We start from the raw sequence: 22,822 nt of genomic DNA, 5'->3' as shown, positions 1-22,822 counted from the left end.
GTCGTCCGAGGCGGGTTCACGCCCGGGCCGCGCCACCGGCCCGGCCGTCAGTTGCGTCGCGGCGGGCAAACGGCGGCAAGGGCCGGCGCCACTCCATGAAACCGGCGCAACTCCAAGAAAGGGGTGGGCTCGACGTCCACGATCGGCTCCGCCGGTCGGGCGGCGGTTCAGCTCTGCGGGCTCAGCCCCGCCACGGTCAGCCGGAACAGCCGGTCCGCCCGGGCGGCGGGGTCGGGGTGGTGCTCCGTGGCCAGGGCGATGCCGACGGCCAGCGTGATCAGGTCGGCGACGGTGACGCCTGCCGTCACCGCGCCGTCCTGCGCGGCGCGGCGCAGCAGCGGGGCCGCCGCCTCCTCCAGCGCCGCCGAGCAGGCGTTCTCGTGCACCGGGTCGGATCCGGCGTCGTCGTAGGAGAGCGCGGCCGCCAGCCCCCGGGCGGCGACGCAGTAGGCGACGACGTCGCTCAGCCACTCCAGGAGCGCGGTGCGGCTGTCGCCCGTGCCGGTCAGGTCGTGGGCGCGGACGCACAGGGCCTCGATCCGGTGCCGGGAGACCGCCTCCAGCAGGGCGTATCGGGTGGGGAAGTGCCGGCGCACGGTCGCCGAGCCGACTCCCGCGGTGCGGGCGATCTGTTCCAGGGAGGCGCCTGAGCCGTGGGCGGCGACCTCCTCCTCGGCCACGGCGAGGATGCGCGCGTAGTTGCGCCGGGCGTCCGCGCGCTGGCGGTCGGGCATGGCGTCATCTCCCAGGTTGCTAAATGGCGGGCCCCGCCATATCGTACCGGAACATAAACGGCGAACCCCGCCGTTTATGTGACGAGCACCTGAGGAGCACCATGCCCACAGATTCCGCACCCGTCCTGGTCACCGGCGCCACCGGCAGGCAGGGCGGAGCCACCGCCCGCGCCCTGCGCGCGGCGGGCGTTCCCGTCCGTGCGCTGGTACGCGACCCGGCCACCGACCGGGCCAGGGCCGTCGAGGCGCTCGGCGCCGAGCTGGTCACCGGCGACCTTCACGACCGCGACTCCGTGATCCGGGCCGCCGAGGGCGCCCGCGCCGTCTTCTCCGTGCAGATGCCCGCGGTGACCGCCGAGGGCTTCGATTTCGAAGGGGAGGTGGCCCAGGGCGTCAACCTCATCGAGGGCGCGAGGGCCGCCGGGGTGCCGCAGTTCGTGCACACCTCCGTCACCGGCGCCGGCCGGCACACCGAGACCCCTGGCTGGGCCGAAGGCCGCTGGGCGTCGATGGAGCCCACCATGGGCGCCAAGAGCGCGATCCAGGACCGGCTCCGCGCGGCCGGCTTCCCCCATTGGACGCTGCTCAAGCCGGGCTTCTTCATGGAGAACTTCCTGCCGTCCATGGCGTACCTGTTCCCGCGCGGCATCGAGGGCGGCCTGGTGAGCATCCTGAACCCCGAGACCAGGCTGTCCCTCGTCGCGGTGGACGACATCGGCAGGGCGGCCGCCGCGGCCATCGCCGCGCCGGACCGGTTCGACGGGGTCGAGCTGGAGCTGGCGAGCGACTACCTGTCGATGACGGAGATCGCCGAAGTCCTCTCCCGCGCCCTCGGCACGCGGCTGTCCGCGCCGGACATGACCGAGGAGGAGGCCCTCGCCGCCGGAATGCCGGCGATGGGCGCCTCGGGGGAGTGGCTCAACGTGGCCGGCCAGCCGGGCCGCCCGCAGTACGCGAGAGACCTCGGCATCCCGCTCACCAGCTTCGAGGAATGGGCGCAGGAGCACATGCGCGCCAAGGCCTGACACGCCGGCACCACTCCCTACTCGCTCGCGGCCAGCGCATCGTCGGGGACGGTGCGTGCGGTCCGCTGCCGGGTGCCGAGGGTGAGGAGCAGCGAAGCCGCTGTCAGCGCCACGCCGAACCAGACGACACTTGCGACACCCAGATGATCGGCGAACAGCCCGCCGAAGAGCGCCCCGAGCGCGATGGAGGTGTTGTACGCCATGGTGTTGAGCGACATCGCGGCCTCGAAGGTGTCGGGCGCGGCGGCCTGCGTCATGTTGACCTGGCAGAGCTGGACGACGCCGAAGGAAACGCCCCAGAGGATCAGCGCGATGACCGAGCCGGCCTGGCCGTGACCGACCGCGAGCAGCAACAGCATGGACCCCACCAGTCCCGCGCAGCCGGCGACGAAGCTGCCCCGCAGGTTCCTGGTCACCGTGTGTCCGGCGATGAAGTTCCCGGCCGCGCCGCCGGCGCCGTAGACCATCAGCAGCACGGTGATGAAGAGGGGAGAGGCGGAGGTGGTGCTCTCCAGGTAGGGGCGCACGAAGGTGTACGCGCCGAAGTGGCCGAGCACGAACAGCACGACGGTGCACAGCACCAGGCGGAGCGGCACGTTCCTGAGCGGGAGCCCGAAGACCTCCCGGACCGGAACCGCGTTCGCCGACGGCAGCGATGGGACGGCGGCGACGACCGCGAGGAACACCAGCGCGCTCAGCCCGGCCCAGATCAGGAACGTGGTCCGCCAGTCGGTGAGGCTTTCCAGGACCGTTCCCAGCGGTATGCCCACGACCGCGGCGATCGAGATGCCGGACATGACGATCGCGGCCGCCCTGCTCGCGTGGCGTCCCGGAACGAGGCGCATCGCCATGCTCACCCCTATGGCCCAGAACACGCCGCTGGCGAATCCCATGACGAGCCGCGTGGTGAGGACCAGCGGATAGTTCGGCGAAAGGGCGGTGATGACGTTTCCGAGGGTCAATATCGCCAGCAGCGTGGACAGCAGGGCACGCCGGTTGACCCGCCTGGTCCAGGCCACGATGAACGGCACGCCCAGCCCGGCCGAGACGCCGTAGAGAGTGACCATCAGCCCGGCGACGCCCACCGGGATCCCCAGGCTCGCGCTCACCGGAGTGAGCAGGCCGACGGGCATCAACTCGGTGGTCAGGAAGACGAACAGGCTGGCTGTGATCGCGGAAACACCGAGCCATGGCCTCAAGGCCGGCCGCGGATGTTCATCGTGTGTGGTCACTGATCTTCCTTCAGGGGTGCAGGAATCATCGGCAAGACGGGAAAGGCGTCAGCGCCTCCGTCGCGGGTTCAAGGGTGCGCCCCCATCGATCGATGAGTCCAACACATAGTTTTCATCGTGATCGATCGTGATGCACGATGGTCGGATGGAGCTGCAGCAACTGAGGTACGTCATCGCGGTCGCGGAGACCAGCAACTTCACCCGGGCGGCCGAGCGCTGCCGGGTGGTGCAGTCCGCGCTCAGCCACCAGATCGCCGGTCTGGAGCGGGAACTGGGCGCCCGGTTGTTCGAGCGCACCAGCCGCCGCGTGCGGCTGACGCCGGCCGGAGAGGCGTTCCTGCCCGCCGCCCGGGAGTGCCTGGAGGCCGCCGACCGCGCGCGGGCCGAGGTGGCGGCCGCGAGCGGGGAGATCCGCGGGCGGCTCGCCGTCGGCGCGATCCCCACGGTGACGGCCGTCAACCTGCCGGTCGCCCTGAGGGACTACCGCCGGCGCCATCCGCGGGTGCAGATCACGCTCACCTCGGCGGGCAGCGGGGAGCTGATCGAGCGGGTCCGGCAGGGCGGCGTCGACGTCGCGTTCCTCGGCCTGCCGCCGCGCGCGGAACCGAAGGGCGTGCGGAGCCGCCGGCTCGGCGGAGGCGAGCTGGTCGCCGTGGTCGCGCCGGATCACCACCGGACGGAGTCCGAGGCGGACCTGCGGGGCCTGGCGGACGAGCCGTTCATCGACTTCCGCGCCGGCGCGGCCGGGCGCGCACAGTCGGACCAGGCCTTCGCGGCCGCGGGGGTACGGCGTGAGGTGCCCTTCGAGGTGTCGTCCGCCGACTTCCTGGTCGATCTGGTACGGCAGGGCCTCGGCGTCGGCATGCTGCCGGCCGCGTACGCGCTGCGCTTCCCCGACCTGCGCGTCATCCGCCTTCGTGACGCTCCCACGCGGATGGAGCACGTGATCTGGGACAACCGGCCGTCCCCGGCGGCCACCGCCTTCCTCGACCTGATCCGCGCCGATCGCGCGGAAACGCTTCCCGCCTGAGCCGCCCCGGGCGGGAGACCTTCTCCGCGACGCGTCAGCCCTTCTCCGCGCCCTGGTTGGGGTCGCGGACGAAGTACCGCTGGAACACGACGAAGATGATCGCGACCGGGATGGTGGCCAGGAGCGCGGCGCCGAGCTTGAGCGGGAACTGGGTGCCGCCGCCGAGTGAGCCGCTGACCAGGTCGGCCAGGCCGCGCGGGAGGGTGAACAGCGCCGGGTCCTGCACGGCGACCAGGGTGTGCGGGAACTCGTTCCACGAGCCCTGGAACGACAGGATCGTCAGCGTGATGAGCGCGGGCCGCGACATCGGCAGCACGACGGACCAGAAGACGCGGAACGTGCCGGCGCCGTCGATGCGGGCCGCCTCCTCGACGCTGTGCGGGACCGACTCGAAGAACTGCTTCATCACGAACACGCCGGTGGCGTCGGCGATGAGCGGGAGGATCAGCGCCAGGTACGAGTCGTACATCCCCAGCTGGTTCAAGACCAGAAATTTCGGGATAAAGAGCACGACCCCCGGCACGGCCATCACCGCGATGACCGCCACGAACAACCCGCGCCGCCCCCGGAACCGCAGCCGGGCCAGCGCGTACCCCGCCATCGAGTCCAGCAGCACCCGCCCCAGCGTGACCACCACGGTGACCAGCAGCGAGTTCGCCAGCCAGACCGGCATGTCCGTGCCCAGGAACACCCGCTCGAAGGCCGACAGCGTGGCCGGGTGCGGGATGGGCGACAGGGGGTTGACGGCGGAGTCCGGATCGGTCTTGAAGGCGTTGGCGATCTGGATGACGAACGGGTAGATGAAGACGACCGAGAACACGGTCAGGACGACGCGCCTCATGGCTTCCGCTCCCTCATGACCCACCGCTGGAACAACGTCAGCAGCACGATGATCAGGAAGAGCACGAACGAGATCGCCGTGCCCGCCCCGTAGTCGAAGTCCCGGAACGCCGTCCGGTACGACAGGAACGCCGGCGTCAGCGTGGTCTTGGCGGGATCGCCCTGGCTCATCACGTAGATCTGGTCGAACACCTGCCACGTGCCGATCAGCCCGAGCGTCAGCACGAGGAACATCGTCGGCTTGAGCAGGGGCAGCGTCACCCGCCAGAAGCGCTGCGAGCGGGTGGCGCCGTCGATCATGGCCGCCTCGTCGAGCGTCCTCGGGATGTTCTGCAGCGCCGCGAGGAACATCAGCATGAACGTCCCCGACGTCGTCCACACCACCAGCACGATGATCGCGCACATCGCCACGCTGGGCCCCGCCAGCCACTCCCACCAGGTCAGCCCCAGCAGGCCGTGCTCGGTCAACGCCGCCGGCGGGTCACCGAGCAGCAGGTGGATCACCCCGCGCGCGTCGGAGAACCACTGCGGCCCGTCCACCCCGGCGAACGCCAGGAGCTGGTTGACCGCCCCCGAGTTGGCGAAGATGAACAGGAACACCACGCTGATCGCCACCGAGCTGGTCACCGAGGGGAAGTAGAACGCGGTACGGAAGAAGGTCCTGCGCTTGTTCACCACCAGCGCGAGGAAGAGCGCGAGCCCCGTCTGCAACGGCACGACGGCGGCCACGTAATAGACGTTGTTGCGGATGCTGGTCATGAAGTTCTCGCGGGCCAGCCCGTCCTCGGCGAACAACCGCGCGTAGTTCTCCCCGCCCACGAACGGCACGCCGCCGCGGAAGGGGCTGCCCTGCCCGTTCCATCCCGTCAGGCTCACCCAGAGCGCCATCAGGATGGGCAGCAGCAGGAACAGCCCGAGGATCACCACCACCGGCGCCACGAACAGCCATCCCGCGAGGTTCTCCCTGGTACGGCTGCGCATGATGTCAGCCGAGCGCGCTCTGGGTGTTCTTCTGCAGCCTGGCCAGGATCGTCTTGGGATCCTGGGTGGCCAGCTGCTGCAGCCCGGTGTCGAAGTCGGACAGGACGCTGTCCATCTTGGGGGCGTTCACCGGGCCCTGCGCGTACTCGACGCCGTTGACGAAGGCGGCGTCGGCCGGGAACTCCTTGAGGTAGGCCTCCTTGGCCGCCTGCCGCGACGGCATGACGCCGAACGCCTCGGCGAAGGCGAGCTGCTGGTCGGTCTTGGTCATCGCCTCCACGAAGTCGATGGCCGCGGCCTTGTTCTTGGACTTGGCGGCGATGCCCCAGCATTGGGTGAAGGAGAGCGTGCCCTTGCCCTCGGGGCCGGCGGGCAGCTCGTGGACGGAGAACTTCACGTCGGGATAGTCGGCCCGCAGCGCGCCCTTGATCCAGTTGCCCTCGATGGTCATCGCGGCCTTGCCCTTGCCGAACGCCTCGCCGCCCCACTCGGCGTCGAGCGCCTTGGCGTACTGGGCCTGCTTGCCGGTGAGCAGGCCCTTGACGTACTCCAGGGCGGCCAGGTTCTCCGGGCTGTCGCCGGTGGCCTGCTTGCCGTCCTCGCTGGTGATCCAGCCGCCGGCCTGCACCATGAAGACGCCGAGCCGGTCACGGCTGTCGCCGAACGTCAGCGGCGTCACGCCCTTGATCCTCTTGGTGACGGCCGTGAGCTCGTCCCAGGTGGTGGGCAGGTCGTCGTCGGTGAGCCCGTTCTTCTTCCACAGCTCGTCGTTGACGACCAGGGCGAGCGTGGAGAAGTCCTTGGGCGCGCAGTAGAACTTCCCGTCGTAGGTGAACGTCTCGCGCAGGCTCGGATAGAAGTCCTGGCTGTCGGAGATCTTGTCCCCGTACGGCTCCAGGGCGCCGACGCTGGCGTAGTCGGCGAAGCGGGCGGCGTCGACGTAGAACACGTCCGGCGGGTTGCTGCCCGCGAACGCCTGGCCGAGCTGCTGGTGGATGTCCTGGGCCGGGGTGACGGTGGCGGTGTTGCCGCTGGCCTTGGCCCAGCTCTCGGCCGCCTGCTTGACCGCGTTCGTCTCGGCGTCCCCGGAGGAGGCCATCAGGACCTGGAGCGCGGCCGGGCCGCTGCTCTGCTGTTGCGGCGCGGCCTGCTGGTCGTCGAAGCCGCTGCCGCAGGCCGTCGCGGACATGAGTACGGCGGCTGCCGCGGGGATCGCGAGGCTTTTCATGATCAGGGGTCCTTTCGGATGACCAGGGTGGGAGTGAGCAGCACGTGCGGCGCGGTGGGGCGGCCCGAGAGGCGGTCGGTCAGCAGCTCCACGCAGCGCGCGGCGGCCTCGGCGAGGGGCTGGCCGAGGGTGGTGAGCCCGATGGCGGCGGCCACCGGGGTGTCGTCGAACCCCACGACGGAGGGGGTGACCTGCAGGGCTCCGAGGGCCACCGAGTCGCTGACGCAGACCAGGGCCGTCGCCCCGCGCTCCACCAGCTCCCGCGCGCCCGCCTGCCCTTGGGCCGGGGTGCCGTCGGTCTCCATGGCCAGGTCGGTGTCGAGCCCTCCGGCGGCCAGCGTCCTGGACCAGCCGGACTTGCGGTCGTCGCCGACGCCGGAGCCGGTCTCCCAGCCGAGGAAGCCGATCCGGCGGTGCCCGCCGTCGAGGAGGTGGCGGGTGGCCGCCTCGGTCCCGGCGGCGCCGTCCACGTCCACCCAGGGGTGACCGGCCTCCGAGGTGCCCCACGGCCGGCCGAAGGTGACGAACGGCAGGTCCCGCTCGGCCAGCCAGGAGGTCCGCGCGTCGCCGTGGTGGGTGCTGGTCAGCACGAACCCGTCGGGCTCGAACTCGCCCAGGAGCTGGTCGAACGCGGCGATCTCGGACTGGTCGTCGGTGGCGGTGTAGAGCAGCACGCGGTAGCCGGACCCGGCCGCCGACTCGGTGAGGCCGTGCAGGAAGCGGTCGAAGACGTTCATGCCGTCCTGGGTCGTCTCTATCCGGGTGGCCAGGAGCCGCGACCTGCCGGTACGCATCTGCCTGGCGGCGGCGCTCACCCGGTAGCCAAGGGCCTCGACGGCGGCCAGCACCCGCTGCCGGGTCTCCTCCTTGACCACTTCGGGGGAGTTCAGCACGTTCGACACGGTCTGGCGGGACACGTTGGCGTGCCGCGCCACATCGGCGATCGTCACCTTCGCCGCCATATATGGCCTTTCTAATAGTTTGATCGATCCAAAAGGCGTATGACAGGATTAGATCGTTCAAGTTAACGGAGTGTCAAGGGGGCCTCACACGTGCCGGACCACCGCCTGCAACCGCTGCTGCACGACCTGGTCAGCACCGTCCTGGCCCCGACGACCGCGCTGAGCGGCGCCGACGGCCAGATCAGGCCCGCCGGGGTGCAGGGGCTCTTCCACGCCGACGCGCGGGTGCTCTCCCAGGCCGGGCTGCGGATCGACGGCCGCGAGCCCGAGCCGGTCGGCCACGCCGTACCGGGTCCCGGGGTCTCCCGCTTCGTCTCGCTGGCCCGCTGGCTCGGTGACCCCGGCCCCGACCCGACGGTGCGGATCGACCGCGTGCGCCGCGTCACGCCGGGCGCGATGGAGGAGGAGCTCACGATCGCCTCCACGGCGGCCGCCCCCTTCACCTGCACCGTCACCATCGAGCTGAGCTGCGACTTCGCGCCCATCGAGGTGGTGAAGTCGGGCGGCGCCGCCACCCCGGTCCCGCCCGCCGCGGGCGGCGGCGAGCTGACCTGGCAGGCCGGCGGCATCCGCGTCGCCGCCGCCGGGCCGGACTTCGAGGTCGCCGGCGCCGCGTTGCGGCGGGAGGTGACGGTGGCGCCAGGAGAGCGCGTCACGTTGCGGTGGGGCGCCTCCGTGGCGGACCCCAAGGCGGTGGTGGCGGCGCCGGCCGGCCCGCGGGAGTGGAGCAGGCCCGAGGTCGAGGCCGACGACGCCCGCCTGGTACGCCTGGCCCGCCAGTCCCTCGACGACCTGGAGTCGCTGCGGCTGACCGAGACGGCGGCGCCGGGGGACACGTTCCTGGGCGCGGGCGTGCCCTGGTTCCTGACACTCTTCGGCCGCGACAGCATCTGGGCCGCCCGCATGCTGCTCCCGCTCGGCACCGGGCCGGCCGCGGGCACCCTGCGCGTCCTGGCCCGCCGCCAGGGGAGCAAGGTGGACGCCGCCTCCGGCGAGGCCCCCGGCAAGATCATGCACGAGCTGCGCCGCCACGAGTTCGCCGTCGAGGGCAACGAGCTGCGCCTGCCCGCCGCCTACTACGGCACCATCGACGCCACCCCGCTCTGGATCGCCCTGCTGCACGACGCCTGGCGCTGGGGCATGCCCGAGGCCGAGGTGGCCGCGCTGCTGCCCCCGCTGGAGGCGGCGCTGGGCTGGCTCGCCGATCACGGCGACGCCGACGGCGACGGCTTCCTGGAATACATCGACACCAGCGGCAGCGGCCTGGCCAACCAGGGCTGGAAGGACTCAGGCGACGCCGTGCGCTTCCACGACGGCACCCGCGCCGAGCCGCCCATCGCCCTGGTCGAGGTCCAGGGGTACGCGTACGAGGCGGCCATGGCGGGGGCGGCGCTGCTGGAGGCGTACGGCAGGCCGGGCGCCGAGCGGTGGCGCGACTACGCGGGCGGGCTGGCCGAGCGGTTCCGCGAGCGGTTCTGGGTGGACGGCGGATACCCGGCGCTCGCCCTCGACCGCGACAAACGCCCGGTGGACGCGCTGACCAGCAACATCGGGCACCTCCTCGGCACCGGCCTGCTCACGTCGGCCGAGGAACTCCGGATCGTCCAGACACTGAAAAGTCCGGCCATGTCCGGCGGTTTCGGCCTCCGTACGATGTCCACCGCCGACGCCGGCTTCAGCCCGCTCTCCTACCACTGCGGCTCCGTCTGGACGCACGACACCGCCATCGTCATCTCCGGCCTCGCCCGCTCGGGCCACGGCGGGCCCGCCGACAGCCCCGCCGCTGACCTGGCCGCCGACCTGGCCGAGGGGCTCCTCTCGGCCGCCGAGACCTTCGGCTACCGCCTGCCCGAACTCCACGCCGGCGACGACCGCACGCTCATGGGGCGCCCCGTGCCGTACCCCGCGGCCTGCCGCCCCCAGGCGTGGTCGGCGGCGGCGGCCATCGCGGTCCTCCACGCCGCCGTCGGGCTGTACCCGGACGTCCCCGCAGGCCGCGCGGCCATCCGCCCGCTGCCCGGCGCGCCCCTGGGCGCGCTGACGGTGCGCGGGCTGCGCGTGGCCGGGGCTCCCGTGGACGTGACGGTCGAGCGGTCGGGCACGGCACGCGTCAGGGGCCTGCCCGCGGGCGTCTCGCTCCTGATCCCGTGAGGGGAGCGCGGCGGCGCTCCCCTCCGGCGTGCTGTGCGGTCAGGTGTAGGGATTGTCCACGGTGTACGACTTGGTGCGCGTGTTGTACTGGTTGCCGGGATAGAACCAGCCGCCGGTCACGTCGAAGCGGACGTTGCCGACGGCGCCGCCGTGGTTCACCTCCGCGGCGTACAGGGACGTCTGCTGGCAGCCCGGGGTGGTCGTCGAGCCGGTGGAGGCCGGCCAAAGCTGGGTCGTGCCGTTGACGACGATGCTGAGGTTGGGCGCGGGGTAGGCGTGCAGCCAGCACAACCGCAGCGAATACCGGAACATCGTGTCCCCGTCGTCGAACGCCACCGTGCCCTCCAGCCGGGCCAGCCCCGTGTTGTAGGGGTCCGTCGCGTTCACCTGGATGTAGACCGGCTGGTCCGGGCCGTACGCCGCATGCGCGGCGCCGAGGGGCAGGAGAGCGGTGGCGAGCGCCGCGATGGCGACGGCGATCGACCTCGTCGCGCGGCGTACTCCGGAACGTGCTGCCAAGTCGCACCTCGTTTCTTTCCTGGGTTTCTTTCCTGGCGTGTACGAGTGACGCTCGGCGATTATTTGCGGAAATGAGCAGCCGGTCCAGGCGGCCAATAAACGCCGCGATTCCGGCTGGACGTTAAACCGCGCCGCGGTTTTGCGCCCTGAATGCCGTTCCGGCCGCCACCAGCGAAGGGCCGGGCGGCAGACCGGTCCATGACATGGGCGGGACCGGTGAAATTTTCATTTCCGGCACCACCGCATTCAGGCCGGCATTCCGCGGCCCGGCCAGAACGCGCCCGGAAAGCGCGGGCGCCCACCGCACCACCACTCGGCCGGCGCGGGTTCCTAGGCCGGGAAACCGTGGATCTTGTCAGGGATGACGCGGACGACCACTCGTACCGTGCCCTCGTGGTCCGCCGGCGGGTCCTGGCCCAGATACTTGTGCGAGACCGCGAGCTGGACCGCCCGGTCGTGGTCCTCGACCACTTCGGCGGTGCCGCGGATCTCCACGGACTGGTACGGATCACTGGTGTCGAAGACGGTCAGGCTGATCCGCGGGTCCCGGGTGAGGTTGCGGGTCTTGCGTCGGCCGGCCGTGCTGGAGAACAGCACCGTGTCGCCTTCGCGCAGGACCCACACGACCGACGTCTGGGGGCCGCCGTCGGGGTTCAGGGTCGCGACGGTGGCGAAGTTCCTGCCGTCGAGAAGCGTGCGCGTCTTGTCGTCGAACGTGATCGTCATGGTCGGCCTCTTCGTCGAACGTCCACCGGTGAACCCTTTAGGGCACCTTTTGTTACCGTGGCCATGATCGGTGACCGAGCGCTCCAGCGGAAGAAGGCACTTTCATGTCACAGCGGAACACCTGTGTGACCGAGCAGGCCGGCGCCTCGGAGGCGTGCACGGTCCTGGAGGTGCTCAACCGGGTGAGCGGCAAATGGAGCATCGGCATCCTGATGGAGGCCACCCGCGGGCCGGTACGCTTCACCGAGCTGGAGCGCTCGATCAACGGCATCAGCCGGCGCATGCTCACCCTGACACTGCGCAACCTCGAGCGGGACGGCCTGCTGACCCGGACCGTCCACCCCACGGTGCCGCCCAAGGTCGAATACACCGCCACCGACATGGCCCGCGAGCTCTACGACCATCTGGCGGGGCTCACCGAGTGGGCCGAACGCCACCGCGCCGCCGTCACGCGCGCCCGGGCCGCCTACGACACCTCCACCCCGCGATGACGCCCACGCGCGCGGGGGGCCCGGAACGGGGCACGCCGTCATCGCCTCGGCTCGGCGTCCCCGTTCCGGACGGCGATCACGACGGTCGAGGCTGGCGCTCCGGCGTGACCCGGTGGGCCCGGATGAGGGCGATCACCGTGTCGGTGGTGCGGTCGAGGTGGCTGCGGCCGTCGGGCAGCAGCGCCTCGGGGTTGATGTAGCTGCGCTGCCCCACGTGGGTGGCCGGGTCGAGCCGGTGCACGGTGACCTTTCCGGCGCGGATGGCCCGGTTCCATCCGCTGCCGCGGAACAGTGGCCAGCGTTGCGGGAAGATCCAGGTGGAGAGCCGTTCGATCTGGTCGTGGGCGCTGGTGAGCTGGTGGAGGTGGCGGGCGTGGGTGAGGTCGTTGGCGCCGTTGTGGAAGCCGCCGATGGTGACCAGCAGGAGCGGGGCGTGCAGCCGGGTGTGCAGTTCGGTCACCGCGCCGGTGGCGACCTGGGCGCCGCCGCTGTAGCTGAGCAGCACGACCGGGATGCCGCTGCCGGGCTGGTAGCCGGCCCGGCGCAGCTGCTCGGCGATCTGGGCGCCGACGGCCCGGTTGTACAGGGGGCGGTAGCGGTGGTCGGCGGCGACGAAGATCTGCATGACGTTGTGCAGGAACAGCACGATGGCGATGTGGTGGCGCAGCCATTCCCACACGGGCCGGTTGACGAGCGGGTCGGCCAGCGGCGAGTAGGGCTGCACCTGGCCGAGCACGCGTAGCTCCGGCGCCGCGGCGATCAGGGCGCTGACCAGCTGGCCGCCGTCGCGGGTGTCGCGGAAGCGGCGCTTGCCGATGCCGTCCAGGTAGACGAGGTACGCCTCCGGCGGCCGGTCGGGGTCCGCGCCTCGGGCGTAGGGCATGCCGTGGGGCAGCTCGGTGGTGGGCCTGCGCCAGCCGGCGGTGTAGACGAGCACCTCGTAGCGGGCCAGCAGGGCCTCGGCGAGCAGGACCGGGCCGAGCACCAGGGCCAGGAGCGGGAAATCGATCATGCGAGCAGCTCCCGCCACCGGGTGGTGCTGATCTTCATGACCAGGCGCCGCACGGCCTCGACGGCGAGGCCGAGCCCGACTCCGGCGATGGTCACGCAGCCTGCCGCGGGCCACCAGTCCAGCCCCGTCGTCGTGGCGAGCGGGGTGACGAGGCCGGCCCCGACCCCTACCAGGAGCAGCAGGTGCAGCAGGGGACCGAGCAGCGGGAAGGCGAGGACGGCGGCGCACACGAGCGGGGCGGCCAGGCCGGGGGTCCAGGTGAGCGCGGCCACGCCGGACACCGGAGCGGACAGGGCCAGCTCGGCGAGGGTCCAGGCGGTCTGTGGCCACAGCGCGAACACCGAGGCCTCGACCACGGCCCCGATCAGCAGCAGCCGGATCGCATGGGATCGCGACACGCTGGGCCGGCGAGCGATCAGGGGCAGGATCCGGCCGGCGGACTCCGACAGCCCGGCCAGCAGCAGCACGACGGCAACGAGGGGTGACATCGCTCAGCACTCCTGGGGCACTGCCGGCCGGCCGGCCTGGTACAGGTAGCTCTCGAGTTCGTCGGTGGCGCGCAGGTAGCCGCCTGCCTCCCGCTGGGCGAGCCGCATGGTGGCGGCCGCGGTGCGGAAGCGCGGCTCGTCGAGCAGGCGCCGGGCGAGGGCGTTCACCGCTTCGGCGGTGGCGTCCTGGGTGCGCAGGGACAGGCCGGTGCCGAGCTCGACGACCCGCCGGGCCACCAGCGGCTGATCGGCGCCCTGCGGGATCACCAGCATCGGGACCCCGGCGTGCATGGCCTCGTTCACGCTGTTCATCCCCCCGTGCGTGACGAACAGCGCCGCGCGGGCCAGCACCTCCGGTTGCGGTACGCAGCGGCGGGCGAGCACGTTGGCCGGCAGCGGTTCCAGCGCGGCCGGGTCGGTGTGCCCGGTGGAGATGACCACGGTGCCGGCCAGCGGGGCCAGCGCGGTGGCGAAGGTGCGCAGCAGCTCAGGGCCGGCGTTGAACACGGTGCCCAGCGAGGCGTACAGCACCGGATCGCGCAGGCGATCGGCCGGAAACGACGGGTCGGGCGGACGGGCGCCCAGGCTCGGGCCGACGAACCGGTAGGACCCGTCGAAGGCGTCGGCGCCGGGCTGGAACACGCGCGAGGTGAAGACCAGGTTGAGCGGCTGGCGCACGTTCGCCAGGTCGATCAGCGGCAACCCGTGGGTGTCGTAGCGGCGCGACAGCTCCCGCCGCGCCCGCAGGTAGCCCTGGACGGTGCGGGGCCGGGTCGCCGCCGTGGCCAGCAGCTCCCACGAGGCGCGGGTGGGGCTCGGCGCGTAGTGGTTGAACGCGAACGTGGTGTACGCCGCCGCCGCCGGCACCCCGAGCTCGCGGGCGGCGACCGCACCCCAGGGGCAGGCGGCGCCGTGCACGATCAGGTCGGGCCGGATCCGCCGCAGATCGGCCAGCACGGCGGGCAGCAGGCCGACGGCGGTGCGCGCGAGCCCGTCCAGCATCGTCACCGGCAGCGGGGGATCGGGCAGCGGCTGGTCACCCCCGGGGTAGCGGCACACGGTCGCACCGGCGGCCTCGATCTCCCGCGCGAACGCGGGCGAGGTGTGATAGGTGACCGTGTGCCCGCGACGGACGAGCTCGGCCACGACCGGCAGGGTCGGGTTGATGTGCCCGTGCATGGCGATGTTGAGGAATGAGATGGTGCTCATCGGCCGACCTCCCATACGGCGGTTCGTGCCCTGCCCACGACGGCCGGCGCCGCCGGAGGGCTCTCGGCCCGGTACAGCCCGGGCCCGTTGATGCGCAGCCCGTCGAGAAAGCGGCCCGCCGTGAGCGAGGCGGTGTGGATCAGCCGCCGGGAATGGCGGAAGTCCCACGGGGCGGGCCAGCTCTCGACGCCGGTGGGCAGCACGACGGTCGGGATCCGTTCGGACACCTCGTCCAGGTCGCGCTCGATCTGATGCCGCAACAGCAGCAGCCCGGCCCGGGCGGCGACCCCGCCGGGCCACCGGGGCGGGCCGGCCGGGCGCGGCGGCGAGCTCGTCTGACCGGTCGACAGCACGACCACGCTGGCCGCTCCTGCCTGCAGCGCCGCCCGTACCGGGACGAAGGCGATCACGCCGCCGTCGACGAGCGTCCGGCCCTCCCGCTCCACCGGAGGCAGGATGCCGGGAATGGCCGCGCTGGCCAGCAGCGCGGACTCGAGGTCCCCGCGGTCGAGCAGCACCTGAGCGCCGGTGGCCAGATCCATGGCCACCGCCGTGAAGGGGACCGCCAGGTCCTCGATCCGCGACGGCAGCGCGGCCCCGGCGATCAGCCGGCGCAGGCCCCGATCGCCGAAGACGCTGGCCCGCGAGGGCAGGTAGCCGAACGGGAACACCTGACGGCGGCGCGCGTGGGTCCAGACGAGATCCAGCCACGGCGCGGCCTTGCCGGGATGGGCGGCCGCGATCGCTCCGTTGAGGGCGCCCACCGACGTCCCGACGATCAGGTCGGGGACGAATCCCCGCTGCTCCAACGCGTACCCGATACCCACCTGCGCGGCCCCGAGCACCCCGCCGCCGCCGACCACCACCGCCACGGGACGGGGGAGGGCGTGCAAGCCCACCGGCGGGCGGCTCGACGGCGAGGAGTGCGCCCGCTCGAAGCCGTTGAGGGCCGAGGAGGCCGATCTCCGATGACTGGTAACCCTCATGGTCCGTCCTCTCTCACTACGGCGCCTCATGCGGATTCGTTGCTCAAGGGCGGCCGACTTGGTCCGGGCAGCTGCCAGGAGGCCCTACGTGGGAGATTCCGCAGTGGCGCCCGGCTCGGGCGGCCATGCCGGCTCGGGGACCGCTCCGCGCGGAAGTGGGCCCGCGGGTGCGATCAGGCGAGGTCGGCGAGGTCCTCCTCGGTGAGACCGATCGACCGGGCGGCCAGGTTCTCCTCCAGGTGAGCCACGGAACCGGTGCCCGGGATGGCCAGGACCACCGGCGACAGGGCCAGCAGCCAGGCCAGGGCGACCTGGTGGGCGGTGGCGCCGTGCCGTCCGGCGACCTTGACCAAGCCGGGGTCGTCCATGTCGGCCCGGCCGCCGCCGAGCGGGAAGAAGGGCACGAAGGCGATGCCGGCCTCCGTACAGGCGTCCAGGACGGCCGTCTCGGCGCGGTTGGCGAGGTGGAAGTGGTTCTGGACGGCCGCGACAGGAGCGATCGCACGGGCCTCGGCGAGATGGGCGGCATCGACGTTGCTGATGCCCAGATGGCGGATCAGGCCCTCCTCGCGCAGCGCGGCGAGCGCCTCGAAGCGCTCGGCCAGCGACTGGCCGTGCGGCGGTTCGGACTTCCCGATGCGCAGATAGACCAGGTCCAGGCGGTCCAGGCCGAGGCTTTCCAGGTTGGCTTCGACCTGGGGCCGGAGCTCCGCGGCGGTGGCCTGGCGCGGGCCGCCCGGGCCGAAGACCGGGCCGACCTTGGTGGCGATGACCAGGTTGTCCGGACGCGGGGACAGGGCTTCGCGGATCACGGTGTTGGCGCTCACCGACCCGTCCTCGTTGCGATAGAAGTGGGCGGTGTCGATGTGGTCGACACCGAGCTCGACGGCGCGGCGCAGGACGGCGCCGGCGGCCCCGGGGTCGCGCCCGGGCCCGCCGGGGCCGCCCTGGAGCAGGCGCATGGCGCCGAAGCCGAGCCGGTCGATCATCAGGTCACCGCCGAGGCGGAACTGGCTGGTCATGTCTCTCCACGTGAGGTGATGTGGTGCCCTTGGCCGGGCGTCGTCAGCCGCGGTCACGGCGCTGTGGCGGGTCACTCGCCGCCGTGTGCCGTTCGGCGCACGAAGGCGGGGACGTCCGCCGGGCCTGGACCACGGTCCAGTGCGGCCCGCTGGAGTGGATGCGCTCCTTGTTCGGGTGGATCCACCGCAGCGGCGTACGGGAGCTGCCTCTGCGCAGCGCCCGGCCGGTCGAGCGCATGGCCGCCACCGGGCGGCGGCAGCCGACCCGGAAGGGCGGCGCCCCGGCCGCAGGACCGGCACCCCCGACGAACGTGACCGTCTCATCGAGCGGCGCGCGGCCCGTACGGGGGTGGTGCACCGAGACGTCCTCGAACCCGATCGACATGCCGCAGAAGAGGATGAGCTCGTCCGGAGGGCGCAGGACCTCCGAGACGGTGTTGCGGTACACCGACCATGCCATCTGCGGGCAGCTGTGCAGCCCTTCGGCGCGCAGCAGCAGCATGACGGTCTGCAGGTAGATGCCGAGGTCGGCCCACTGGGGCGGGCCCATGTCGCGGTCGATGTAGCAGAACAGGGCGACCGGCGCCCCGAAGCACTGCCAGTTCTCGGCCGCGGCCCTCTGGCGCGCCTCCCAGTCGTCGCGCGCGATCCCGAGCGCGCCGTAGCGCTCCCGCCCGAAGGCGGATCGGCGCTCACGGTACGGGGACTTCAGCGCGGCCGGGTACATCTCGTACTCGCGCTCGTCCCAGGGATCACCCGAGGCCAGGCGCTCGCCGGCGCGCCGCTTGATCTCGGCGAGCGGCTCGCCGGTCACCACGTAGACGTGCCACGGCTGGAGGTTCGACCCGGACGGCGCCCAGGCCGCGGCTGACAGCACGCGCTTCAGCACCTCCATCGGGACGGGCTGGCCGGTGAATCCGCGCACCGCCCGTCGGCTCGTGACTGCCTCGTAGACATCCATGATCTTTACCTCCTTGCCTGCTCGGCGTGTCTAGTTTCGTTACATTCATTATCGTATCAGACGATACGGTCTCATTCAATACGATTTCGGGACATGGGAATCCCGCACAGTGACGACACGGGTGCGCGGCCGGGCCTACGCCTCGCCGCCCGCGGGATAGGCGATCCGGGTCAGCAACTCCTTCAGCCGCTCGGTCTCACCGGGCTCCAGGCCGGCGACCAGGCGCTCGGCCGGCGACTCCGCCGCCACATGGGCCGCGTCGAAAAGCTCGACGCCCTGAGGTGTGATCTCGACCACCCGCACCCGCCGGTCCCCCGGAACGGTCTTGCGGACGGCCAGCCCCTTGCGCTCCAGGTCGTCCACGACCCGCATGACGCCGGCCTTGTCCGACCCCGTTGCCGCCGCCAGGTCCCGCTGCACCGTGGGCCCGCGGTCCATCAGGACGATCAGCACGGCGAAATGCCGGAGCTCGATGCCGAGCGGCCGAAGCGCCTCCGTCATCACCGCGGCCGCGCGCCAGTGTGCCTGGCGCAGCAGCAGGCCGAGGGCGAAAGGTGAGGTGTCCCCGGGGCGGTCGGTCGCGCGCGAGGTGGTGGCCTGGTGAGGAACGTCGGTGGTCATGGGGACATGCTACCGAACACCATTTCATCCGATACGGTCTCAGTTGATATGAACTGTGGCGTGCTCAGCCCTGTTGGTGGTGGGTGAGCAGCCGGGTGAGCAGGCGGGTCAAGGTCTGACGGTCCTCGGCCGGGAGTGGTCCGAGCAGGTCGTCCTGCACCCTGTCGAGCGCCCGGTCGAGGCGTCCCAGTTGCCGGTCGCCCGCCTCGGTGAGGGAGACCATGTTGCGCCTGCGGTCGCCGGGGTCGGGCGTGCGCTCGACGAGACCCTGCCCGGCCAGTTCGTTGATGGCCGCCACGACGTCGCTGCGGTCCATGTTGCACCGGCGGCCGAGCTCGGCCTGGCTGGCCACCCCGAACTCGTCGAGCGCGGCCAGGATCCGGTAGTGGTAGCCGCGCGCGCCCGCCTCGGCGAAGCCGTCGGACGCCAGGCGGTGGGCGTGCATCGCCAGCTGGGTGAGCAGCCAGCTCGGCTTCGCGGTCAGGCGTGCGGGAGTCTCTTCCACGGCAGTCACCCTACATCGTTGGCGAATCCAATGATTTTCTGTATAGTTGGCGTTGCCAATGTTGGAGACGCCAACGAAAGAGGAATGTCATGTTCACGGATACTTTGATCGCCGACCGTATCGAGATCGCCGACCTGTTCACCCGCTTCGCGCGCCTGCTCGACGAGCAGCGGTGGGAGGAAGCGGACACCGTCTTCGCCGACGACGTGGCGGTGCACTCGCCGCGCGGGGGTGAGCTCCACGGCATCGACAAGGTCGTCAGCTTCATGCGACAGGGTGAGGTCGAGGGGCAGCACACCCAGCACACGACCACTGACCTGCTGGTTGACCTCGACGGGGACCGGGCGGCCGCCTCGGCGAACTCGCTGGTGTACTACTACCGCGATGGTCAAGCCCCCCACTTCACCGGCGGCCTGCGGATGACCTCCACCGTCGTGCGGACGCCGGCGGGCTGGCGACTCCGCGAGGTGCGGATCACGCCCGCCTGGACACGCGAGGGCTGATCCGGCTCCGGGAAGCAGGCCCGGAAGGCCACCTCGGGCGGCGGCCGCCGGGGCCGCCGCCCGGCCGGTCAGCGGAAGTCGGAGATGCGCAGCACCGCCAGCATGTCCGTCGCCCGGGAGCCGGTCGAGAAGGAGGCCTCCGCGCCGACCCAGCCGCGGAAGGCGCCCGCGTCGTCGATGATCTGCATGAGCGGTTTGACGTGGGAGTTGCCGGTGTAGCAGAACTCACGGCGCTCCATCGCCAGGCACGTGCACCAGTGCCAGAGCGTGTCGCGGCGGTCGGACTTGGAGATCATCGTCAGGTAGTACTGGATGGAGCTGATGTTGGGGCGCGTTCCGCCGCCGTACTTGGGGCAGCCACCCGACTTCTGGCAGGCGCCGCGCGAGGACGGTTGCAGGTAGGTCAGGCACGAGGTGGTGGCGGCGCAGGCGCGGAAGGCCGAGTGGCCGAACGGCTGGTCGCCGGAGGTGACGAGCTTGCCGCTCGCCCAGCTCGTCAGGTCCTGCCTGAGCGAGCCGGGGAACGCCTTCACCGAGCTCATCGCGCGCCGCGTGCCGACCGCGGCGTTGCTGCCGTAGCCGTACCCGTGCGTGGCCAGCGTGCTCCGCTTGAGGTCCAGGCGGGCCAGCTTGCCGTCGGGGGAGGACCGCACGTACCACTGTTCCGTCCACGTCTGGGCGATCTTCCACCGGATGGTGAGCACGTTGCCCGCCACGGTGTACGTCCCGGTGCGGGTCTCGTCGGGGGCGCCGGTGAAGCCCCCGGCGGTGAGCACCTCGCAGGCACGGGGCCGCGATTGGGAACCGCCCGCCTTGGTGGTGCAGCTCGGGTCGGGGACGGTGCCGGTGCGCTGCCGGGCCTGGGGGTGACGCTGCCACCACAGGTACAGGGCGGCCCGTACCGTGCCGTCGGCGGCGAAGCGGTAGTTGCCCAGGCGTACCCAGTTCTGCTGGGAGGCGGCCTTCAGATGGCCCTGCGAGATGACATAGGTGGTCTTGCCGCCCGGCAGCGCCGCGGCGGTGGCCGGCTGGACGGGCAGGATGGTGATGGCGAGCACGAAAGACAGGATTGCCGCTGCGGTGCGCAAGAAGAGACTCCGGAAGGCTTGCTGGCTTGGCTGATCGTCAATGAGCCACGGTATTCGGCCAGGCCCGGAAATGTCGCCGAAACCGCAGCCATGCGGAACCTGGCGCTCCCGATGTCCGGCCGCAGCGGCCGGCCGGTCCGGTGGCGGGGGGGGGGGGGGCCGATGTCGCTGGGGATGGACGACGTCGGCCCGCCGGGCCGATCAGTGGCTGGCGGCCGCGGCGCGCTCCTGGGCCAGGCGCTCCTCGCCCGACAGCGTGTTGAGCGGCTTCTCCTTGATGAACAGCACCGCCACCAGCGCGAGCGCGGTGAGCGGGACGCCGATGAGGAACAGCTCGGCGGTCGCGGTCGCGTACACGTCCTGGATGACGCGGACGACGGGAGCGGGCAGCTTGGAGATGTCGGGTACGGCGTGCGAGTCGCCGCCCCCGCCGCCCGCGGCGGCCATCGGGCCGAGCTTCTCGGTCATGAGCGTGGTGATCCGGTTGGCCAGCACCGCGCCCAGGGCGCTGACGCCGACGGCGCCGCCCATGCTGCGGAAGAAGGTCAGCGCCGAGGTGGTGGCGCCCAGGTCGTGGGCGGGCACGTCGTTCTGGGCGGCCAGGACCAGGTTCTGCATGAGCATGCCGACGCCGATGCCGAGCACCGCCATGTAGGCGCCCAGCAGCACCGTGCCGGTCTGCCCGTCGATGGTGCTGAGCAGGCCCATCCCGCCGAGCATGACGACGCCGCCGGCCACCAGGAAGCCCTTCCAGCGGCCCCACTTGGTGATGAGCTGACCCGCTACGGTCGAGGAGATCAGCAGGCCGAACACCATCGGCAGGCTCATCAGGCCGGCGACCGTCGGCGACTTGCCGAGCGCCACCTGGAAGTACTGCGACAGGAAGACCGTGCCGCCGAACATGGCCACACCGACCAGCACGCTGGCCACGGTGGCGAGGGCGACGGTGCGGTTCCTGAAGAGGGACAGGGGGATGATCGGCTCGGCGGCCCGGGACTCCACCCAGACGGCCAGCGCGAGGATGAGCACGCCGGCGCTCACGAGCACGGCGGTCTGCCAGGAGCCCCACGCGAACTGGTTGCCCGCCAGCGACGACCAGATCAGCAGGGTGGACACGCCCACGGTGATGAGCAGCGCGCCCAGGTAGTCGACCTTGACGTCCTTGCGGACCACCGGCAGCTCGAGCGTGCGCTGCAGCAGGATGATGGCCACGATCGTGAACGGCACGCCGAGCAGGAAGCACCAGCGCCAGCCGAGCCAGGAGGTGTCCACCAGCACGCCGCCGATGAGCGGCCCCGCCACGGTGCCGACGCCGAACACGGCGCCGAAGATGCCGGCGTAGCGGCCGAGCTCACGCGGCGGGATCATGGCGGCCATCACGATCATGGCCAGCGCGGTCATGCCGCCGGCGCCGACGCCCTGGACGACGCGGCTGACGATGAGGACCTCCACGTTCGGGGTGAGGCCCGCGATCAGCGAGCCCGCCACGAACAGGCCCAGCGAGAGCTGGATCAGCAGCTTCTTGTTGTACAGGTCGGCCATCTTGCCCCAGAGCGGCACCGTGGCCGTCATGGCCAGCAGCTCGGAGGTGACGATCCAGGTGTAGACGGTCTGCGAGCCCCGCAGCTCGGTGATGATGCGCGGCAGGGCGTTGGCCACGACGGTCGAGGCCAGGATGGACACGAACATGCCCACCATCAGCCCTGACAGCGCCTGCAGAACCTTTCTCCTGGACGTGGGCGCCGCGGCCACGGGCTCGGGCTGCGCGCTGGTGGATGTCATCTTTCCTCGATTTTCTCGGGCAGCGGCCGGCGCTCCGCGGGATTCGTGCGGACGCCGGCTCGACGGAAACGTTTACGGGACAGTCGGAAAGGACGTGACCGGGGCGGTCAGGGGTTGGGCAGGCCGGCGGCGAGCTGGGAGAAGGCCTCGTCGACCAGGTCCACCAGCTCCGGGCGGCCGCCCGCGGCGCTCCACCGGAGCATCGCCACCCGGAAGGCCGCCAGGGCCGCCGCGGTGGCCAGCTCCGGATAGCCGGTCGTGACGGGTTCGACACCGGCCCGGCGGGCGACGGCCTCCGTGACGACGCGCTCGGTCTCGGTGCCGCCGGCGACGAGCCGGGGGAGAAGCGAGGGGTTCTGCTCGAACACCTTCAGCCGCAGCAGCCACTGCTCGCGCTGTTCCTGGACGTGCTCGGCCTCGCCCCGCGCCAGCAGCCGCAGCGCCTCCAGGACCGGTACGTCCGGGGGCACGGCCTCCAGCCTGTCGCGCAGCCCGGCGGCGGACGCCGGGCCCGGGCCGATGAGCGCGTCCTCCTTGGACGGGAAGTAGTTGAAGAACGTACGCGAGGAGACGTCCACCGCCTCGGCGATGTCCTCCACCGTGACCGCCGCCAGGCCGCGCTCGGCCACCAGCGTCAGGGCGGCGTGCTCCAGCGCTGCGCGGGTCTCGAGCTTCTTCCGATCCCTCCGGCCGAGTTCGTCAGCGCTGTCCACAATGGTCACGATG

At 71.6% G+C, this 22,822-nt stretch carries 24 protein-coding genes; 5 read left to right on the top strand and 19 right to left on the bottom strand.

Features of this window, described 5'->3' with window-relative positions:
- Positions 1-167: 167 nt before the first annotated feature.
- Positions 168-734, bottom strand: coding sequence for a TetR/AcrR family transcriptional regulator (locus ACTWPW_RS28100; protein ID WP_443170397.1), 567 nt, complete (start codon positions 732-734; stop codon positions 168-170).
- A 101-nt stretch (positions 735-835) separates the two neighbouring features.
- Between ACTWPW_RS28100 and ACTWPW_RS28095 the strand changes: the two genes are divergently transcribed.
- On the top strand, positions 836-1,759 hold the full coding sequence (locus ACTWPW_RS28095; RefSeq protein ID WP_375112788.1) for an NmrA family NAD(P)-binding protein: 924 nt from the start codon (positions 836-838) through the stop codon (positions 1,757-1,759).
- Positions 1,760-1,776: 17 nt separating this feature from the next.
- On the opposite strand, the gene ACTWPW_RS28090 is transcribed toward ACTWPW_RS28095, so the two are convergent.
- Positions 1,777-2,991 (bottom strand): MFS transporter, encoded by a 1,215-nt coding sequence (locus ACTWPW_RS28090; RefSeq protein ID WP_443170396.1) that lies wholly within the window; start codon positions 2,989-2,991, stop codon positions 1,777-1,779.
- Positions 2,992-3,136: 145 nt separating this feature from the next.
- Here ACTWPW_RS28090 and ACTWPW_RS28085 point away from each other — a divergent pair, with 145 nt between their 5' ends.
- Positions 3,137-4,021 carry a LysR family transcriptional regulator gene (locus ACTWPW_RS28085; RefSeq protein WP_443170395.1) on the top strand — a complete coding sequence of 295 codons (885 nt, stop codon included), beginning with the start codon at positions 3,137-3,139 and terminating at the stop codon, positions 4,019-4,021.
- Between the two features lie 34 nt (positions 4,022-4,055).
- Here ACTWPW_RS28085 and ACTWPW_RS28080 read toward each other — a convergent pair whose 3' ends face one another.
- From ACTWPW_RS28080 to ACTWPW_RS28065, 4 genes are read right to left on the bottom strand one after another with little or no spacing between them, the layout of a single operon-like run.
- Entirely contained in the window at positions 4,056-4,862 is an 807-nt protein-coding gene (locus ACTWPW_RS28080) for a carbohydrate ABC transporter permease (RefSeq protein ID WP_443170394.1), read from the bottom strand.
- A complete protein-coding gene (locus ACTWPW_RS28075) occupies positions 4,859-5,842 on the bottom strand; it encodes a carbohydrate ABC transporter permease (RefSeq protein ID WP_375112784.1) in 984 nt (327 codons plus the stop codon). Before ACTWPW_RS28075 ends, ACTWPW_RS28080 begins: the two co-directional genes overlap by 4 nt.
- Before the next feature lie 4 nt (positions 5,843-5,846).
- Entirely contained in the window at positions 5,847-7,070 is a 1,224-nt protein-coding gene (locus tag ACTWPW_RS28070) for a sugar ABC transporter substrate-binding protein (RefSeq protein WP_443170393.1), read from the bottom strand.
- 2 nt (positions 7,071-7,072) lie between these two features.
- Positions 7,073-8,020 (bottom strand): LacI family DNA-binding transcriptional regulator, encoded by a 948-nt coding sequence (locus ACTWPW_RS28065; protein ID WP_443170392.1) that lies wholly within the window; start codon positions 8,018-8,020, stop codon positions 7,073-7,075.
- Between the two features lie 102 nt (positions 8,021-8,122).
- On the opposite strand from ACTWPW_RS28065, the gene ACTWPW_RS28060 reads away from it, so the two are divergent.
- A complete protein-coding gene (locus ACTWPW_RS28060) occupies positions 8,123-10,183 on the top strand; it encodes an amylo-alpha-1,6-glucosidase (protein WP_443170391.1) in 2,061 nt (686 codons plus the stop codon).
- Positions 10,184-10,222: 39 nt separating this feature from the next.
- Here the strand turns inward: ACTWPW_RS28060 and ACTWPW_RS28055 are convergent, their stop codons facing one another.
- Together ACTWPW_RS28055 and ACTWPW_RS28050 are read right to left on the bottom strand one after the other, a co-directional pair.
- Positions 10,223-10,702, bottom strand: a complete 480-nt coding sequence (locus ACTWPW_RS28055; protein ID WP_375112780.1) for a hypothetical protein — start codon at positions 10,700-10,702, stop codon at positions 10,223-10,225.
- A 330-nt stretch (positions 10,703-11,032) separates the two neighbouring features.
- A complete protein-coding gene (locus tag ACTWPW_RS28050; RefSeq protein WP_443170390.1) occupies positions 11,033-11,428 on the bottom strand; it encodes a PPOX class F420-dependent oxidoreductase in 396 nt (131 codons plus the stop codon).
- Between the two features lie 104 nt (positions 11,429-11,532).
- On the opposite strand from ACTWPW_RS28050, the gene ACTWPW_RS28045 reads away from it, so the two are divergent.
- Positions 11,533-11,919 carry a winged helix-turn-helix transcriptional regulator gene (locus tag ACTWPW_RS28045; protein ID WP_375112778.1) on the top strand — a complete coding sequence of 129 codons (387 nt, stop codon included), beginning with the start codon at positions 11,533-11,535 and terminating at the stop codon, positions 11,917-11,919.
- A 76-nt stretch (positions 11,920-11,995) separates the two neighbouring features.
- Here ACTWPW_RS28045 and ACTWPW_RS28040 read toward each other — a convergent pair whose 3' ends face one another.
- From ACTWPW_RS28040 to ACTWPW_RS28005, 8 genes are all read right to left on the bottom strand, one after another.
- Positions 11,996-12,931 (bottom strand): hypothetical protein, encoded by a 936-nt coding sequence (locus tag ACTWPW_RS28040; RefSeq protein WP_375112777.1) that lies wholly within the window; start codon positions 12,929-12,931, stop codon positions 11,996-11,998.
- The gene (locus tag ACTWPW_RS28035) at positions 12,928-13,419 is read right to left on the bottom strand and encodes a hypothetical protein (protein WP_375112776.1); all 492 of its coding nucleotides are present in this window, start codon (positions 13,417-13,419) and stop codon (positions 12,928-12,930) included. The genes ACTWPW_RS28040 and ACTWPW_RS28035 overlap by 4 nt, the downstream gene beginning before the upstream one ends.
- A 3-nt stretch (positions 13,420-13,422) precedes the next feature.
- Positions 13,423-14,628 (bottom strand): macrolide family glycosyltransferase, encoded by a 1,206-nt coding sequence (locus ACTWPW_RS28030; protein ID WP_443170389.1) that lies wholly within the window; start codon positions 14,626-14,628, stop codon positions 13,423-13,425.
- Complete coding sequence (locus ACTWPW_RS28025) at positions 14,625-15,614, bottom strand: patatin-like phospholipase family protein (RefSeq protein WP_375112774.1); 990 nt, start codon at positions 15,612-15,614, stop codon at positions 14,625-14,627. Before ACTWPW_RS28025 ends, ACTWPW_RS28030 begins: the two co-directional genes overlap by 4 nt.
- A gap of 173 nt (positions 15,615-15,787) precedes the next feature.
- Complete coding sequence (locus ACTWPW_RS28020) at positions 15,788-16,636, bottom strand: aldo/keto reductase (RefSeq protein ID WP_375112773.1); 849 nt, start codon at positions 16,634-16,636, stop codon at positions 15,788-15,790.
- Between the two features lie 43 nt (positions 16,637-16,679).
- Positions 16,680-17,597 (bottom strand): nitroreductase, encoded by a 918-nt coding sequence (locus ACTWPW_RS28015; protein ID WP_443170388.1) that lies wholly within the window; start codon positions 17,595-17,597, stop codon positions 16,680-16,682.
- A 135-nt stretch (positions 17,598-17,732) separates the two neighbouring features.
- Entirely contained in the window at positions 17,733-18,218 is a 486-nt protein-coding gene (locus ACTWPW_RS28010) for a MarR family winged helix-turn-helix transcriptional regulator (RefSeq protein ID WP_375112771.1), read from the bottom strand.
- Between the two features lie 64 nt (positions 18,219-18,282).
- The gene (locus ACTWPW_RS28005; protein ID WP_443170387.1) at positions 18,283-18,723 is read right to left on the bottom strand and encodes a MarR family winged helix-turn-helix transcriptional regulator; all 441 of its coding nucleotides are present in this window, start codon (positions 18,721-18,723) and stop codon (positions 18,283-18,285) included.
- Positions 18,724-18,812: 89 nt separating this feature from the next.
- Between ACTWPW_RS28005 and ACTWPW_RS28000 the strand changes: the two genes are divergently transcribed.
- Positions 18,813-19,226 carry a nuclear transport factor 2 family protein gene (locus ACTWPW_RS28000; protein ID WP_375112769.1) on the top strand — a complete coding sequence of 138 codons (414 nt, stop codon included), beginning with the start codon at positions 18,813-18,815 and terminating at the stop codon, positions 19,224-19,226.
- Between the two features lie 68 nt (positions 19,227-19,294).
- Here ACTWPW_RS28000 and ACTWPW_RS27995 read toward each other — a convergent pair whose 3' ends face one another.
- The 3 genes from ACTWPW_RS27995 to ACTWPW_RS27985 form a co-directional block, all read right to left on the bottom strand.
- Complete coding sequence (locus tag ACTWPW_RS27995) at positions 19,295-20,284, bottom strand: hypothetical protein (RefSeq protein ID WP_375112768.1); 990 nt, start codon at positions 20,282-20,284, stop codon at positions 19,295-19,297.
- A gap of 231 nt (positions 20,285-20,515) precedes the next feature.
- A complete protein-coding gene (locus ACTWPW_RS27990; protein WP_375112767.1) occupies positions 20,516-22,096 on the bottom strand; it encodes an MDR family MFS transporter in 1,581 nt (526 codons plus the stop codon).
- Positions 22,097-22,203: 107 nt separating this feature from the next.
- Positions 22,204-22,818, bottom strand: coding sequence for an acyl-CoA-like ligand-binding transcription factor (locus tag ACTWPW_RS27985; protein WP_375112766.1), 615 nt, complete (start codon positions 22,816-22,818; stop codon positions 22,204-22,206).
- Positions 22,819-22,822 lie beyond the last annotated feature (4 nt).

Source organism: Nonomuraea sp. KM90 (assembly GCF_052246675.1).
In the GTDB taxonomy this organism is placed as follows: Bacteria; Actinomycetota; Actinomycetes; order Streptosporangiales; family Streptosporangiaceae; genus Nonomuraea.
Note: the sequence above shows the minus strand (reverse complement) of the source record. Positions and strands in the feature narration are given on the sequence as shown.